This window comes from Lactobacillus sp. M0403, from assembly GCF_016101265.1.
GTDB classification, from domain to species: Bacteria; Bacillota; Bacilli; order Lactobacillales; family Lactobacillaceae; genus Lactobacillus; species Lactobacillus apis.
Genome location: NZ_JACFQV010000001.1, coordinates 118,788 through 135,826 on the forward strand (window position 1 = coordinate 118,788; position 17,039 = coordinate 135,826).

At 36.5% G+C, this 17,039-nt stretch carries 15 protein-coding genes and 1 riboswitch; of the genes, 4 read left to right on the forward strand and 11 right to left on the reverse strand.

Features of this window, described 5'->3' with window-relative positions:
- Positions 1-10: 10 nt before the first annotated feature.
- The 5 genes from H3T48_RS00505 to H3T48_RS00525 are packed head-to-tail and all read right to left on the reverse strand — an operon-like array spanning position 11 to position 5,798.
- Positions 11-1,159, reverse strand: coding sequence for a sialidase family protein (locus H3T48_RS00505; RefSeq protein WP_198187694.1), 1,149 nt, complete (start codon positions 1,157-1,159; stop codon positions 11-13).
- 8 nt (positions 1,160-1,167) lie between these two features.
- Positions 1,168-2,454, reverse strand: coding sequence for an oligosaccharide MFS transporter (locus H3T48_RS00510; RefSeq protein ID WP_198187696.1), 1,287 nt, complete (start codon positions 2,452-2,454; stop codon positions 1,168-1,170).
- A gap of 14 nt (positions 2,455-2,468) precedes the next feature.
- Positions 2,469-3,440, reverse strand: a complete 972-nt coding sequence (locus H3T48_RS00515) for a family 43 glycosylhydrolase (protein ID WP_198187698.1) — start codon at positions 3,438-3,440, stop codon at positions 2,469-2,471.
- Positions 3,441-3,464: 24 nt separating this feature from the next.
- Positions 3,465-4,193: an L-ribulose-5-phosphate 4-epimerase gene (locus H3T48_RS00520; RefSeq protein ID WP_198187700.1), complete on the reverse strand. Its 729-nt coding sequence runs from the start codon at positions 4,191-4,193 to the stop codon at positions 3,465-3,467.
- Entirely contained in the window at positions 4,194-5,798 is a 1,605-nt protein-coding gene (locus H3T48_RS00525) for a xylulokinase (RefSeq protein ID WP_198187702.1), read from the reverse strand.
- A 378-nt stretch (positions 5,799-6,176) separates the two neighbouring features.
- Between H3T48_RS00525 and H3T48_RS00530 the strand changes: the two genes are divergently transcribed.
- Complete coding sequence (locus H3T48_RS00530; protein WP_198187705.1) at positions 6,177-7,256, forward strand: GntR family transcriptional regulator; 1,080 nt, start codon at positions 6,177-6,179, stop codon at positions 7,254-7,256.
- Positions 7,257-7,472: 216 nt separating this feature from the next.
- Here H3T48_RS00530 and budA read toward each other — a convergent pair whose 3' ends face one another.
- The 3 genes from budA to guaA all read right to left on the reverse strand — a co-directional run bounded on the left by budA (position 7,473) and on the right by guaA (position 10,870).
- Positions 7,473-8,183 carry an acetolactate decarboxylase gene (gene budA, locus H3T48_RS00535; RefSeq protein WP_198187707.1) on the reverse strand — a complete coding sequence of 237 codons (711 nt, stop codon included), beginning with the start codon at positions 8,181-8,183 and terminating at the stop codon, positions 7,473-7,475.
- A 29-nt stretch (positions 8,184-8,212) separates the two neighbouring features.
- Positions 8,213-9,157 carry a hypothetical protein gene (locus H3T48_RS00540; protein WP_198187710.1) on the reverse strand — a complete coding sequence of 315 codons (945 nt, stop codon included), beginning with the start codon at positions 9,155-9,157 and terminating at the stop codon, positions 8,213-8,215.
- 156 nt (positions 9,158-9,313) lie between these two features.
- Positions 9,314-10,870 (reverse strand): glutamine-hydrolyzing GMP synthase, encoded by a 1,557-nt coding sequence (guaA, locus tag H3T48_RS00545; protein ID WP_370567511.1) that lies wholly within the window; start codon positions 10,868-10,870, stop codon positions 9,314-9,316.
- A 168-nt stretch (positions 10,871-11,038) separates the two neighbouring features.
- A riboswitch (purine riboswitch) is annotated at positions 11,039-11,136 on the forward strand.
- An 80-nt stretch (positions 11,137-11,216) separates the two neighbouring features.
- Between guaA and H3T48_RS00550 the strand changes: the two genes are divergently transcribed.
- Both H3T48_RS00550 and H3T48_RS00555 read left to right on the forward strand, forming a co-directional pair.
- Complete coding sequence (locus H3T48_RS00550) at positions 11,217-11,795, forward strand: xanthine phosphoribosyltransferase (RefSeq protein ID WP_122035869.1); 579 nt, start codon at positions 11,217-11,219, stop codon at positions 11,793-11,795.
- The gene (locus H3T48_RS00555; RefSeq protein ID WP_198187712.1) at positions 11,795-13,081 is read left to right on the forward strand and encodes a nucleobase:cation symporter-2 family protein; all 1,287 of its coding nucleotides are present in this window, start codon (positions 11,795-11,797) and stop codon (positions 13,079-13,081) included. Before H3T48_RS00550 ends, H3T48_RS00555 begins: the two co-directional genes overlap by 1 nt.
- A gap of 119 nt (positions 13,082-13,200) precedes the next feature.
- On the opposite strand, the gene H3T48_RS00560 is transcribed toward H3T48_RS00555, so the two are convergent.
- Together H3T48_RS00560 and H3T48_RS08920 are read right to left on the reverse strand one after the other, a co-directional pair.
- Positions 13,201-14,079: a phosphotransferase gene (locus H3T48_RS00560; protein ID WP_198187714.1), complete on the reverse strand. Its 879-nt coding sequence runs from the start codon at positions 14,077-14,079 to the stop codon at positions 13,201-13,203.
- A gap of 70 nt (positions 14,080-14,149) precedes the next feature.
- On the reverse strand, positions 14,150-14,470 hold the full coding sequence (locus H3T48_RS08920; protein WP_370567498.1) for a helix-turn-helix transcriptional regulator: 321 nt from the start codon (positions 14,468-14,470) through the stop codon (positions 14,150-14,152).
- A 147-nt stretch (positions 14,471-14,617) separates the two neighbouring features.
- On the opposite strand from H3T48_RS08920, the gene H3T48_RS00570 reads away from it, so the two are divergent.
- Positions 14,618-16,033: a C69 family dipeptidase gene (locus H3T48_RS00570; RefSeq protein WP_074425793.1), complete on the forward strand. Its 1,416-nt coding sequence runs from the start codon at positions 14,618-14,620 to the stop codon at positions 16,031-16,033.
- A gap of 127 nt (positions 16,034-16,160) precedes the next feature.
- Here the strand turns inward: H3T48_RS00570 and scrK are convergent, their stop codons facing one another.
- Complete coding sequence (scrK, locus tag H3T48_RS00575) at positions 16,161-17,033, reverse strand: fructokinase ScrK (protein ID WP_198187718.1); 873 nt, start codon at positions 17,031-17,033, stop codon at positions 16,161-16,163.
- Between the last annotated feature and the right edge of the window lie 6 nt (positions 17,034-17,039).

Consider the following 17,039-nt stretch of genomic DNA (forward strand, 5'->3'; position numbering starts at 1 on the left):
ATAGCTACTTTTATTTAAAACTATAAATTGTTGACGTCAGTTCATTACTATTAGGATCTGTTGGTGCTTTAAGTGGTCCCCCACTAACAATCAGCAAATCATCATTTGGTAAAACTGTTATGGACCGTGAGTAAGCTAAAGGAATATAGGTTTTAACATCTTCCCAAGCGTCAGCTTTCCCATTTTGTCGATTAATGTAAAAGTCATCGCTACCATCAGTGTTTGCTACAATATCACCATTATGCATTACTGCAACATAAGGAGCACCACCATATGCTAGCCTAGTGCCTTCGTCATTGGCATTCCAATTCAAACCATCATCAGATATTTTATAGTTTGTTCGCCATTCACCTGAGTTAACGACTTCATAAGTCATGATATATTTACCATTTGCCATTTGAGCAACTGTGACCATTCCAGGACGTGCCTCAGGTTCTTTAAATGCTACGTCATCGACTTCATTTCCCCAGTTAACACCATCTTTTGAAACACGATGTGATAACTTTTGGCTATGTGCTGGTTTATCTCGCTCGTCGGAAAAGTAGCAAACTAATTGATGATCAACTACTTGTACAAACGGTTCCCAAACTGGCCCATCACTCGTAGTATTAACATCAGCATGTCCACCAACTGCAATAGTACTCAAGTATTTCCAACTTCGTGCATGATCTTTACTGTAATATAAGTCAATTGAAGTTTTACTTAAATCTCTTGGAATTGAATTTCCGGCACAAATAATTGTGCCTGCTGGCATCTTGCCAATTCGCTCAGGCAATTCATATAAAAATGGTTGATATCGATTGCCCCATCTTTTGCCATTAGGTAAAAAATTGTGTTTATCCTTAACTTCACTTACTTTTTTCCAACTTTTAGCATTGTTTAGGCTTTCAAAAATTAAAAATGTTGGCGTACCATTTACATAATGCTCTGAGGTTGCATATAATCTACCCTTATGTGCTTTATCAGTATGTAAAGTAACCATCCCTCTGCCATAAAGGAAACTAGGACTTTTTGTATCTGGCACTTTATTATTAGCAATAACTGTAGTTGGTCCAATAGTATCAGCATCAACAGTTTGTCTATTGCTACCCAACAATGAAAGACCTAAGGCAACAGCTGTTAATGAAACTAGTAAGCCTCTTTTTTTGTTATTTTTCATTGTTACTATTACTCCTGATCAGTAGAACTAGCTGTTGCTTCATTAGCAACTTCTTCTGCATTAACTTCACCAGCTTGAACACGGTTTTCTTTCTTCAAAGTAAATGCTGCAAACAAGGTAATAACGAAGACAAAGACGCCCATCATTACGTATGTATGTTGGTAACCAAAGCCATCATACATTTGCCCCGCGACAGAGGAGAAGATAAAGACCGATATCTGTTTAGCAAAGTTTGATGCTAATGCATAAACTGTAGCATATAGTCTAATATCAAATGCACCTGCAATGTACTTCATGATTGAAGTCAATAACAGTGGCATTTCTAGTCCAGCCAATAATCTAAAGACTACGATCCAGCCCCAGGTTGGAGATAGGGCTGATCCTAGGATACGAACAGCTGTTAAGAAGCCGTAAGCAATCAAACCGTTTCTAGCACCAATTTTGTTAATAATCCATGGCATTGGGAACATTAGAATAAATTCAATCAATGTCTGTGCTGATGACATGTAACTATAAACTAAAGTACCTTGCGCTGCTGTCTCAAAGAATGTTTTGAAGAAGATAATAAATTGTTGATCAAAAACATCAAAGATTGCTGAAGCACCCATGTAAAAAATTGATAACACCCAAAAGTTCTTGTTTTTAAACACGGAACCAACAATTTTCATATTCAATGAATTAGATGTATCACCTGCTGCAGAAGCATTTTCCAAGTTAATTTTGTCACTGAATAACAAGAGTCCTACAAACACAATGGCTGCAAGTGAACAAATCCAGAAAATTGAGTTTGGCTTCCAGAGGAATAGTCGACCTGCAACAAGGGAAGCTACAATACCTGCTAATGATCCACCTAAACGTGAGTGTGAATATTCAAATCCATTAGCTAAACTTGCACGTTGAACATATTGTTCAACAACACTAACACCACCGTTTAATACAAAACTAAGAAAAACACCGGTAACAACTGCTACTAAAAATGAGTTAATTCGCATAAGTGGAAGGAATAACCATTGGAAATATGGCCCAATGAAAATACCAACAACACCAATCGTAATAATTAAATCTTTTCTAAAAAGCAATTTATCTGAAATAACACCAAAGAATGGTTGGAAAATCAATGAAATACCTGCCATCATTGAGAAGACAAGTCCAGATTGGGCTCCATTCAAATGACCAACTTGTTCCATCCATAAGGTAAGGTAACCATTTACAGTTGCCCAAATAAAGAAATAAGTAAAGTGGGTAAATGGAAAGCCCCAAAAATGCTTATTCTTCTTTTTTTCTTCACTATTCATTTTTCACTCCTCCATTATTTATAGTTATATGGAACTGGTTTACCAAAGACAGGCATACCGTCACTGTCCCATGTAAATGCTTGTATCTTTGTATGACGGTTTGGATCATATAATGGATCGCCTTTGATTTCAGTATAATCACGGCAGTGATATACCAAAATATCAGTTTCATCATCCTCTGCTTTAGTAAATGAATTATGACCTGGCCCATATTGTTGATGAGCTAAATCACTTTGAAAGACTGGTTTCGTACTCTTATGCCAACTAGCGGGATCTAATAGATCATCTTTGTCAGAAGCTACTAGCATTCCCATACAATAGTTTTCGTCAGTAGCACTTGCAGAATAAGTTAAGAAGAACTTATCACCGTGATGAATTACGGCAGGACCTTCATTAACCCAAAAGATTTTGGTTTCCCAATCATATTCAGGCTTGGTTAACATTACCGGCTTAGTCTTTAAAGTCCATGGATTTTCCATTTCTGCAATGTAAATGTTTGAATTTCCTTTAATATCAGGATCTTTTTGTGCCCAAACATAATACAGAACATTTTGATATTCAAAGCTAGTCGCATCTAAGGAAAAACTATCCATACCTGTTTTGATTTGCCCACGCTCGATCCAATTTTCCTCTTTAGTTATTGGATTTGCTTCATCGCATTCAATACAAAACATACGATGTTGAAACATGCCATTTTCATCAAGCTCATCAGTTTCGGCAGCAGCAAAATAGATAAACCATTTGCCATCGATGTAATGAATTTCCGGTGCCCAAATCAATTGGCTCATTTCGCCAGTGTCATGCTTGCGCCAAATAGTTCTAGGTGCAGCATGTGCTAAACCTTCAAGTGTCCGTGCTCGTCTTAGTTCAATTCGATTGTATGAGGGAACGGAAGCTGTAAAGTAGTAGTAACCATCTGTGTGTTTATAAATAAATGGATCAGCTCTCTGGATAATCAATGGGTTGGTATATTCATCTGTTTTCATAATTTTTCTCCTAAAATTCAAAAATTATTTTCTTTTTGCATGCGTTTTTGATTGCGCATTGTTTTGACCATAGTAAGCATCTTTACCATGCTTGCGATAATAATGCTTGTCTAATAAGTACTGCGGCAATCGGCTATTTGAGCGGGTCAACTCCAAAGTATGGAAGTCCTCTTCAGCAACAACTTCTAATACTTTAGCGTTATAAACTGCTTTATTTGGCGTTTGTCCCCAAGCAAACGGTCCGTGCTGGCTAACTAATGCTGCTGGCGTTGCCTCATAATCTAAATTACGTTCCTTAAAAGTACGTACAATAGTTTTACCGGTGTTACCTTCATAATCTTCTTCAATTTCCTCCTGGGTTAATGCATCTGCTGCTGGCACATCTGTATAGAAAGTATCTGCATGCGTCGTATTAAGCGCTGGCACATCCATATTTGCTGCAGCAAATGAAACAGCCCATGGCGAATGTGTATGTACAATGCCACCAATTTTAGGAAAATGATTGTAAAGATAGGTGTGAGTAGGTGTGTCACTAGACGGATTTAATTTTCCTTCAACGACTTTGCCTGTCAAATCTACTACTACCATGTCCTCTGGCTTTAATTGGTCATAGTCAACCCCAGATGGCTTAATAACAAACAGTCCTTGATCACGATCAATTCCTGAAACATTACCCCAAGTAAAAGTTACTAAACCCAATTTGGGCAATTGCATGTTGGCTTCATACACTTCTTCTTTTAATTGCTCGAGCATTTAGTTCTCCTCATCTTTTAAAACAGATGCTTGGTTTTCTAAAGTTAGTGCTGCACGATAACGTGAAAGATATTTTGCAGCACCCTTCACACCTTTTTGCTCTGGACTTAAAGTCATTATTTCTGAATCAACAAAAACTTTCGTGTCTAGATAGTCTTCTAAATTTTCTATTGCTCCGGAAGCCACATATTGTGCTAGCACTGCCATGCCCCATGGTCCGCCAACACTTGCGTTAGTCATCACGGAAATCGGTAAATTAAGTACATTGCATAAAACCTGTTGCCCTACCACTGGGGTCTTAAAAAGACCTCCTTGTGCAATCATTACGTCTGTTGTGACTTCTTCTTCATTCGTTAGAATGTCCATACCAATTTTTAGTGGTGCAAAAGCGGAGTATAACTGTGCAAGCATTAGATTAGCCAAAGTAAACTTACTGTTTGGCGTTCTAATTAATAGCGGCCGTCCTTCCTGCGTTTTGGTCACTGGTTCACCAGAAAAATAGCTGTAATTAACAATTCCACCGGCATCTGGATCAGCCTTGGTTGTATCAAGAAATAGTGTGCTAAATAGTTCATCTGCTGTTATATTTTTTCCTAGTCTTCCAGTAAATTCTTGAAAAATCTGTGCCCAGGCATTAATATCGGACGAGCAGTTATTAATATGAACCATTGCAACCGGTAAACCAGTTGGTGTAGTTACAATGTCAATATCGCGATGAACTTTCTTCAATGGTTTATCCAGAACAACCATCGAAAATTCAGAAGTACCAACAGAAATATTACCTGTACGCTGCCTTATACTATTTGTACTGATCATTCCCGTTCCTGCATCACCTTCTGGCGGAGCCATAACACTTCCTGCCTCTAGTGTTCCTGTTGGATCAAGCAATTTGGCCCCTTTTTTTGTCAAATAACCAGCAACTTGCCCAGCTTTTAAGACTTGTGGCAAGAGGCTTGCAATTTTCCAAGAAAATTCTTGTACCTTTGGTAAATTATCAAATTTTTCTAAGCACTCTCTGTCAAATTGACCATTTTGATCAATTGGAAACATACCTGAAGCATCACCAACTCCAATAACCTTTTGATCAGATAGCTGCCAATGTACGTATCCTGCTAACGTCGTCATGTAAGCTATATCTTTAACATGATCTTCTTTTTGTAAAATGGCATGATAAAGATGTGCAATACTCCAACGTAAAGGGATATTAAAGTTAAATAATTTGGTTAGTTCATCTGCCGCATCACCTGTGATTGTATTACGCCAAGTTCTAAATGGTACTAGCAATTCATCATTATGATTAAACACTAGGTAACCATGCATCATTGCACTAATTCCAATTGAACCAATTCGCTCAATCTTAACGTGATACTTGCTACTAACATTCGCTGCTAGTTGAGCATAGCTTTGTTGTAAACCGGTAAAGATTTCTTCTTGTGAATAGGTCCATATTCCTTCTTGCAGATCGTTCTCCCAGGAATAGCTACCTGAAGCGATTGGACGAAAATCAGTTGTAATCAATACCGCTTTAATTTGCGTTGAACCAAATTCTATTCCTAGAGCTGTTTGCCCCCTTTTAATTAACTGAGCAATTTTTGTAATGCTCATGTATCCGCCTCTTTTCTATGGAATAACCTTGCTTTTTCAACCTTCTCAAGAAAGCACTTACATCATATATTTTTCATTTGAATAATTCAATAGCACTAAAAATTCATTCGAATAATTTTTTGAATATAGATTTACTTAGTCACCTACTAAATCACAGTTTTTTACTTTTATAAAAAAATATTTGTTTTTATTTGCAGATTTTCAGTAAAATTTATTGAAAATCTTTTTGATACTAAGTAGCAAAACTTACCTATCCTCTCAGCAAAAATTAGGATTATTTTCTTTCCTGGATTTAACTGTGTTATTATTTTCATCAAAGAACAGAAATCAAAAAACTTTAAGTGATAATTTATTCAAATAAATTTTGGAGGTGTCAAAATGAAGCACGATTATCTTGCAATTGTTGAAACGCTTAAAAATGAAATAACATTTGGACATTTTAAGATTAATCAACAATTACCAACTGAAAATGAGCTCATAGAGCGATTTCATGCGACACGTTACGCAGTACGTAAGGCATTAACTGAACTACAAAACGAACATTTGATTTACAAAGTTCAGGGTAGCGGCATGTTTATCCAAGATTGGAATAAAAAATGGCAAATTAATCCTCGCAGTAAAACTATTGGATTAATTTGCACACACATTGCAGACTACATTTTTCCGAAAATCATTTCGCAAATCGATGCAGTTATTGAGCCAGAAGGCTACTCCCTGCTATTGGCAAACACGCATAATTTCCCAGACAAAGAGCGCTCTAACTTAATCAAAATGCTAGATTCACAAATTGCAGGACTAATAGTTGAGCCGAGTGAAAGTGCTAAGCCTTGCCAAAATGCAGATATCTACCATCGGATTGCTAAAAGCAAAATTCCTCTTTTATTTATTAATGCTGAATATACTGAATTTGATTTTCCAGCTATCACCAATGCGGATCGACAATCAGAAAAAGAGTTAATTAACTATCTTCTCCATATGGGTCATGAGCGAATACTAGGGATTTTTCAAACTGATGATTTACAAGGAGTTGAGCGAATGAATGGTTTCATTCAGGCATATCAAGATAATGATGCTAACTTAGCCAACAGCAACTTAATCATGTTCGGTTCACATGATTCTTTCTCTATCATTAGTAAAAAAATTGATGTTTATTTAAAAAGCGATCAGCCTCCAACTGCAATAGCGTGTTACAATGACGAGCTTGCAGTTTTAGTAATTGACAAGCTTAAAAAGCAGCACTTCAAAATACCACAAGATGTTTCTATAGTTGGCTTTGATAACTACGACGCTGCCGCCTTTTTGAATCCAAGCTTAACAACAGTGAATTATCAAAGAACTTCTGTTGGACAAGAAGCGGGTAAAGGAATTCTCACCCTAATTAATGGGAAAAAATTCAATTCAATTGTTCATCATCCTCAATTAAAACTGCGTGATTCTGTAGTACAAATTGAAAAATAAAAAAACAATACTAAGAGACGCCTGAGTTTGGCATAGGCTCTGACGCTAAATCATTTATTAGTTTTCATCAAAAAAGACCACCGGAACTCGGTGGTCTTTTACTATTTAATTGCACTGTTTAAAATAAAAAATCTGCTTTAACTAGTATAAATACTGTTTATTTTATAGGCTATAGTCACTAACCCAACTAGTAATAACTTTTTACTTTATTTGTGCTTATTCTGACTTTGAGATTACATTATCCAGACTACTCGTATCGTTCAAGTCAGCTTGTAAATACTCCTGACTATTTACTGGTAAATGTAATTCGAAATTTTCTATTGGTTGAATGCCGACAGTGACATCCTTCATCGTTGCGGCTAAAACATGTCCACCAAATGATAGGTTATCAGCTAAAAAGTGATTATGAAAGCCTGAAACTCCCACACCTTGAAAAACTTTCGGAGTGTAGAAAGTAATCATTGTCCCTGCAATATCTTCTGCCTCAAATTCAACCTGATTTTGTGCAATCGTTCCTAAAGATGGATAGGGCTTTTGCGACTTTTTAGATGATCTGGTTCTAATTTTTTGGAAAACTCCTTTAGTCAAAAAAGCAAAAAACTGATTTTGGCCATTATTAGCATCAAGAACATCATTAAGCATTTGCTCTAATTCAACATTTTGATATTGATTAAATTCATGAAAATTATCATTGCAAACATCTGCATAGGTTACTTTAAAATCTTTTGGTAATTCAACTGCTTTACCACTCGTATCGATTTTATAGCCAATGTCGCTTAAAATGACAAGTTCACCATCCACACCATCACCAGTGCCGATGCCAATACTTCCATGTGTCAATAAATCTTCAATCGGCATTGTGCCATCCAATAAACCTTCAACTAACATTTGCATTGTACCGTGTTGATATAAAGTATTTCTACTCATTTTTTCTCCTTCAGATATTTCTTTGCAAACTAGTTATTTCTTAATGTTGGTGACATAACTGCATTAAAAATAAAAGCTATTATCTTAATAAAATCTATCTCGGTAAATCTTCTTGGATCAAATCTACCATGTTCTACAGTATTTCTATTAAATTTTGTTTTTTCCAGCCCTACTTTAAAGTCAGCCTTAGCCCACCATTTTTTTAGGACCGTAAAAAAACTTAACATATCAATTGCTGTTAGTTGACCATTTTCATCAGCGTACTTTTTTCTATTATTTTTTATTGATTCTTTATTAATATAGTCGTTGTTGGAAAGTAAATCAAATTGAAATGCACAAACATATTCTGCAATTGAAAACAAGTTACTAATCAGAAGATCATAATTATTAAAATCCTGACTAACTATGTTTCTCATTTTAATAAGTTGAAGCCTGTAACCTTCATTCATTTTCAAATCTTGAAATGAATCAATTATTAGGTCAAATATCCTAAAAAACTTTTCATAATTGTTTTCTGAATAAAAATTTTTAATGTATTTTAAAATATCTTCTTCTGATTTATTATAATTCATTTTTAAAATATCATTATAAAAAAATTCTGAAGTAACCCAGTCATGTTCCATCAACACTTTAGCTACTTTGAGGTTTTCGTCATGATCACCTAAAATTTTATGTGCGAATTGATTTAATTCATCAACTACAGAACTAATTCTTCCAAAATTTTGTTCAATTGATGCTTGTTTACTAAAAGCTCCGATGGCTTTTCTATAATTTAAAGTTTCATGTTCTTTAACATTAACAAAAATATTTCCTTTTGGAATTACTCCTTTCATTACTCCACCAAATTTACTAATACGTGCCTCTGCAGCAGAATCTAGCTTCCCATTTTTTAATAATTGTGATCTATATTTTCTTAATTCTTTTTCAACTGCTCCAATTGGTATTTCATCTATATCTTTTTCCTTACTGTTCATAAATTAATATTACTCCATACTTTTAGACAAAAAAGACCCTTAGCAATAGCTAAGAGCTTCTTTTATTTGGCATACAATCTTATCTATTTTGATTAACTTGTAATGGGATTGGGGCTCAAAAACACTATAGATTCACCATTTAAGTTAACTGCCTCCTTATTCCCATTCAATTGTTGAAGGTGGCTTACTCGTTACATCGTAGACGACGCGATTAATGTTTGGCACTTCATCGACAATTCTAGTCGAGATTTTTTGCAAAACATCCCATGGCAGACGGGCAAAATCTGCTGTCATCCCATCAATTGAGGTAACTGCTCGAATACCAATGGTGTAGTCATAAGTACGGCCATCACCCATAACACCAACGGATTTAATTCCGGGTAAAACAGTAAAGTATTGCCATACGTCTTCTTGCAGTCCTGCCTTTTTAATTTCGTCACGTAAAATAGCATCACTATCACGTACAATCTTTAGCTTGTCTTCGGTTACTTCGCCCAGAACTCTAATACCAAGACCAGGTCCAGGGAATGGTTGACGCCAAACCAAATCGTGTGGAATACCTAGTTTCTCGCCCAATTCGCGCACTTCATCTTTAAACAGCTTACGCAATGGCTCAATTAACTTGAAGTTTAAGTCCTTAGGAAGACCACCTACATTGTGGTGCGACTTAATTGTCTGTGCTGTGTTAGTTCCACTTTCAATTACATCAGTGTAAAGGGTACCTTGAGCCAAGAAATCAACATCCTTAATTTTCTTAGCTTCATCAGCAAATACTTCGATGAATTCCTTACCAATTATTTTACGTTTTTGTTCTGGATCAGTGACACCTTTTAGTTTATTTAAAAACCGTTCTTGGGCGTTCACACGAATAATGTTCACACCCAAATCACGATTTAAGGCTGCCATTACTTCGTCACCCTCATTTTTACGCAGCATCCCGTGATCAACGAAAATTGCAGTCAATTGATCTCCGATCGCTTTATGTAAAAGTGTTGCGGTCACACTAGAGTCTACCCCACCGGATAAACCAAGAATGACTTTTTTGTCACCAACCGTTTTTCTGATTTCTGCAACTTGTAAGTCAATAAAGTCGGTCATTGACCAATCATTTTTGGCACCACATACTTTAAAAGCAAAATTACGTAAAATGTCTAGACCATATTGTGTGTTGCGCACTTCGGCATGGAATTGAATACCATACATTTTGGCTTGATCGTTTGCAATCGCAGCAATCGGACAGTTTTTACTTGAAGCAACGACTTCAAAGCCTTTAGGAGCCCCAGTTACTAGGTCCCCATGACTCATCCACACATATTGCTCTTTTGGTAAGTCACTGAATAAAACGTTGCTAGAATCTTCAACTTCAATTTCTGCACGACCGTATTCTGAATTGTCAGCTTTTTCAACTTTACCATCCAGATAGTACGACATTAATTGCATTCCGTAGCAGATACCTAAGATTGGAATCCCTAAGTCAAAAATTGCCGGGTCAACCTTAAGTGCATTTTCACCGTAGATACTATTTGGCCCACCAGAAAAAATAATCCCCTTTGGATTAATTTCTTTGATTCTCTCCATACTGATGTCATGCGGTAGGAGCTCAGAATAAACCCCAAAATCGCGCAAGCGCCTGGTAATCAATTGATTATATTGACTACCAAAATCTAAAACGATAATTTCATCAAAATCGTGAATGTCTTTTTTCACAGATATCCGAGCTCCTCTTCTAAAAACATGAATTTATTTAAACTGTACTAAGAATTGTCTCTTTGGTCAACTACTTTTTTCACTTGTACAATTTAACTATATTTGATCGATGCTGTTTAAAATTCTGAATTCCAACTTCACCTTGCACAACTTAGTTTGGTTTGTTAGAATTCACTCAACAAGTAAATATTAATCTATATATTGTCGTAATGTGGTCGACAGTCTCTACTCAGAACCGTAAATTCTGAACTATGGATAAACAATAACAATTAATTCAGCGCAAGCTGCCTTAAGGGTCTTTTTTACCATAGTTTTGGTAGAGAAGGCCCTTTTATTTTTCAAGGAGGAAATTGTGAAGCTTTTAGAAGATCGGATCCGTCAAGACAGTGAGGTTCTACCTGGTGATGTACTAAAAATTAATTCTTTTCTGAATCATCAGGTTGATCCAGAGCTGATGATGGCTGTGGGCAAGGAGTTTGCTCGTCTGTTTGATCAAAGCGGAGTTACAAAAGTATTAACCTGTGAGGCTTCTGGTATTGCTCCCGGAGTAATGGCAGCATACGAGCTTCATGTGCCAATGGTTTTTGCCCGCAAGAAAAAACCATCAACACTTAATGATGCGGTTTACTGGGCTGACGTATATTCCTACACCAAGAAAACCACAAATCAAATTTGTGTAGAACAAAAATTTTTACATGAAGACGACAACTTATTGATTATCGATGACTTTTTGGCTAACGGCGAAGCAGTCAAGGGAATGATTAACATAGCTAATCAAGCCAATGCTAATGTTGCTGGAATCGGTATCGTGGTTGCGAAAACTTTCCAAGGTGGTAGCAGCTGGATTAAAGAACACGGCTATCGTCTAGAATCCTTAGCAAATATCGCTAGTTTAGCTAATGGTGAAGTTCAATTTGCGGACGAAAAATAATGAAGCAAGAAGAAGTTAGTCACCAAAAAGCAGCTATTTTAGGTCTACAGCACCTATTGGCGATGTACTCTGGTGCAGTTGCTGTACCATTATTAATTGGAACAGCGTTAAAGTTCAACGCAGAACAAATGACTTATCTTGTCTCAATTGACATCTTTATGTGTGGGCTTGCAACACTACTACAACTCATGCGAAACAAATACTTTGGTATTGGTTTTCCAGTAATCTTGGGTTGTGCCATCCAAGCGGTTGCACCTTTACAAATGATCGGTCAAAAGTTTTCGATTAACGATATGTATGGTGCCATTATCATTGCGGGGATCTTTGTCATCTTGATTTCTGGCGTTTTTGCCAAAATCAAGAAGTACTTTCCACCAGTGGTTACAGGAACTCTAATCACTACTATTGGTCTTACATTGGTCCCTGTTGCCGTTCAAAATATGGGTGGTGGCAATGCTAATGCCAAAGACTTTGGTAGCAGCCAAAACCTGATATTGGCTTTCAGTACAATGTTCATTATCTTGGCATTAGAAATCTGGACTAAAGGCTTCTTGCGGTCAATCTCGGTTCTTATCGGCTTAGTTGCCGGGACCGTAATTGCATCTTTGATGGGACGAGTTTCCTTAACACCAGTTTTAGAAGCTTCTTGGTTTCATTTACCACAATTATTCTACTTTGGTGTTCCGAAATTCGAATGGTCATCCAGTTTGACCATGATGATTATCGCATTAGTTTCAATGATTGAGTCTACCGGCGTCTTCTTTGCTACAGGCGACCTAATCGGCCATGATGTAACTGAAGAGGATTTAAAAAAGGGGTATCGTGCAGAAGGATTAGCACAAATCTTTGGTGGTTTGTTTAATGCTTTTCCGTACACTACCTTCTCCCAGAACGTTGGACTACTTCAACTGTCAGGTATTAAAACAAAAAGACCAATTTATTGGGCAGCTGGCCTGTTAATGGCTATGGGACTGTTACCAAAAATTGGTGCACTAGTTACTATTATTCCTACTCCTGTTTTAGGTGGCGCAATGCTGGTAATGTTTACCATGATTGCCGTTCAAGGAATTAAAACACTTGTAAAAGTAGATTTGAGTGACAATAATAATATCCTAATCATCGCAATTTCAGTTGGCTTAGGACTTGGCGTCACTATTTATCCACAATTTTTCAAGAACTTACCTGCAACAGTTCAATTGTTTTTAAGTAACGGAATTGTTATCACCAGTTTATCCGCTACACTTCTAAATCTTTTATTGAAGGGAGGTGAGTCAAAGGAAAAATAGAAAAATCAAACTGCAAATATCATGTGAACAATTATTTTCCCTTAAAATTATTTTGTTCGCGCCAAAAGGCATCTTCTAAGTCGAAGATGCCTTTTCTAATTACCAAAATAGCTCACGCTTTATTCAATTATTGCATTCAATTTCGGTTTGGACTCATTTCCAGAATCCATATTGAAATATTGCGTGCAAGTTTCTAACATCAATTCGCCTATCTTTTCAAACGGTTGATCTTCTATTTTTTCCACGTACTTCATAATTCCAACTGCTGTAATAAAAATTAGAAAAACTTGTGTTTCAGGCAAAATCTCAACCTTATCACCTTTTGTCCTATATCCTTCAATAAACGAGCTAATCAGATTTCTGTTTAAATTAAAATCTTGATAAAACAGTTTGATGAAGTCTTGATAGTTTACACCTTTTCTTGCTCGCTCAAAGTCGATTAAACGCAGTTTTCCATTGACAAGTTTGTAATTGCGCACACCAACATCACCATGAAGTACTACCGTGGAATAAGCACATAAATCATGTTCAATTTTGGCTTTAATTGGATTAAATGCTTTTAATAGTTCTTCAAGTCTGTCCTTGATCGCAATGTTTTTTAGACTGCTAACATCCATCTCAATCTTTTTAAAAAGCTGTTCATTAAGATAAATGCCCTCAAATGGTTTTACATTTTGATGAAAGGTTGACAACTCTTGTCCCATTTCAAAAGCCAATTCGGCTGTAAGCGGTAGTTTTAAGTCTATCGGGTCACAATCCTTCATTATTAATATGAAGCGCTGCGGATTTTCAATCGTAAAAAAGCCTAATACGCGTGAATTAAGTTGTTCATTAACAGTTTTTTCGGTTAAAAATTTACCTTCTTGAGAAAAAACTTTGACAAAAATCACTTGTTTATAAAGCTCACTATACCCAACAAAAGTGCTGTTTAGTGACTCATGCGTTATTTGGGTTAATGTTGCCTTTAATTTTTCCTGTAAAATTTTTCTAGTTTCCATATGTATATCTCTTTTAGTCTCTATAGTTTTTTATGATTTTTAATTCAAATTAGTTCACACGATTTTCTTACTAATCAAGGTAGAAATCCGCAAAGGCAAAAGCCCACTGACTTATAATGATTAGATTGCTAAACTCAATAATACCCATAGCAGAAACTGAAGTAGGCGTCTCAATTGATTGCACTGGCAACTTATTAATAAACAATTCGTCAACTGTAACCCCTAATATATCTGCCAGTTGAAAAGCCAAACCTAGTGAGGGATCATATTTGTCATTTTCAATTCTATTAATCGTTTGGCGACTAACATTGGCTTCTTCTGCTAATTGAGCCTGTGAATAGCGCTGTTTCTTACGTAATTTAAGCATATCATGTTTTACATATTTAAGCAATATCTAATCAAGAAATATTTTCCTTCACTTTTTTCTCAACTCCAACAATCAAATAAATAATTTCAGGTTAAGTTTGCGTATTTCTTTGCATTATAGCTGTCCTTTTTAATACAATATAGATTAAGTTATTTTGAAAGGACAGATTAAATGAAAAAAGCAGAATGTACAACTATTCTTGTCGGTAAAAATGCTTCAATTGATGGCTCAGCAATGATTGCCAGAAGTGAAGACGGTGGACGTGAAATTATTCCCGAAGGTTTCGAACTCATTACACCAGAAAAGCAACCTAAGCACTATGAAAGTGTTATTAGTCACCAAAAAATTGATGATGAGGACTTAGCAGATACTCCTTTACGCTACACTAGTGCACCAGACGTATCAGGTGAAAGTGGTATTTGGGCAGCAGCCGGAATTAACTCCGAAAACATTGCAATGACTGCAACTGAAACAATCACTACGAATTCCCGCATCCAAGGAATCGACCCACTAGTAACTGAAGGTGGACTTGGTGAAGAAGACTTTGTTACTTTGACATTGCCTTATATCCACAGCGCTCTTGACGGTGTTAAACGGATGGGTTACTTACTTGAAAAGTATGGTACTTATGAAATGAATGGTATGGCTTTTGCTGACCATGATGAAATTTGGTACCTTGAAACAATCGGTGGTCATCACTGGATCGCTCGTCGCATCCCTGATGACGCTTATGTTGTTGCTCCTAACCGTTTGAACATTGATGAATTCCACTTTGGTGAAGACGGCTTTTTAGCTGACGATACTTTGGAAGGTTTAATCGAAGAATACCACTTAAACCCTGATCGTGAAGGCTACAACATGCGTCACATTTTTGGTAGTTCAACTGTTAAAGATGCGCACTACAACAACCCTCGTGCTTGGTTTGTACACAATTACTTTGATCCAGAATTTGGTGGCAAACCAACTGATCAGGACCAACCATTCATTTGCCACGCTAACCGTAAGATTAGTATTGAAGACATTTGTTTTGTAGAAAGTTCACACTACCAAGATACACCATTTGACCCATACGGCGACCTTGGTACTCCTGAGCAAAAGAAGACTTATCGTCCAATTGCACTTAACCGTAACTTCGAAACTCATATTCTCCAAGTTAGAAATGATGTTCCAGAAGAAATCGCTGGTGTTCAATGGCTTTGCTTCGGTCCAAACACTTTTAACAGCTTTGTTCCTTTCTATACCAATGTTAATGACACTCCTGCAAGCTTCCAAACTGGTCCAAAATTTGATCTCAACAAGATTTTCTGGTTAAACAAGCTAACTGCACAACTTGGAGACACTAATTTTAAGGTATATGGCGAGCTTGAAAGTGACTTTGAACAAAAATCATTATCACAATGCCACTTTATTCAACACGAAACTGATAAGAAGGCCGCAGGTCTTACAGGTAAAGAAGCTGAAGACTTGTTAACTGAAGCTAACCAAAAGATGGCCGACCAAGTTTACAACAATACAATTGAATTGCTCAGCAACATGGTTAATGAAGGTCATAACTTAGCTACACTTAAGTTTGACTTATTAGACTAAGACTACCGGTGCCTTACTAAATAGACACAACAAAAAGCCAATGACATCAAATAGATGCCATTGGCTTTTTTAGTATTATTGATTTTTTATATCTTTCCTGAAATTCTTGCTTAATATGCTGGATAGATTATTCTCTTAATAATCGTTTTGCAAGTGCAAAATCACCTACAGTTGCTGAACCATTATTTTCAATTTCAGGCATAACAATGTATTGATTAAGTTCAGGTACATGAACATAATCATTCAACAGTTTGGCAAAATCACGTCTTACTTTTTCTAAAAACTTTTCACTAGTAACACCGCCGCCAAAAACAATTTTATCAGGGCGCAAAATCAGTGTAACTTGCAAAGCAGCTTGAGCAACGTAGTAACTCATGATGTCCCAAACAGGATCTGATAGTGGAACATCCTTGCCTGGCTTATTCAAACGAGCATCAAAAGTTGGACCAGATACTAAACCTTCCAGACAATCTTTGTGGAAAGGACAAACACCTGCAAAATCAAGATCATCAGGATGACGCTTAAGCTTAACATGGCCCATTTCAGGGTGACCAAGTGAACCAACTAACTTGCCGTTAATAATTGCTCCACCACCAACACCGGTGCCAATAGTGTAATAAACAAGAGAGTCAATGTCTTCATTAGATAATTGTGACATCACATACTCACCATACGCTGATCCATTTACATCAGTTGTGAAGTACATTGGTACATCAATCTCTTTTTTCAAATAACCAACAAAGTCAGTATTACTCCAGCCTGCCTTAGGTGTGTCAGTAATGTAGCCATAATTCGATGCAGTCTTACGTACTTCGATTGGTCCAAAAGAGGCAATTCCAATCGCATCAATATCAAACTTTTTGAAGTAGTCGACTGTTTTGCGAAGTGTTTCCTCTGGAGTTGTGGTTGGGAAAGTAGTTTGATCTTTAATCTGGTAATTTTCGTTACCGACGGCGCAAACAAACTTTGTTCCACCAGCTTCAATTGATCCTAATAACATATTTGC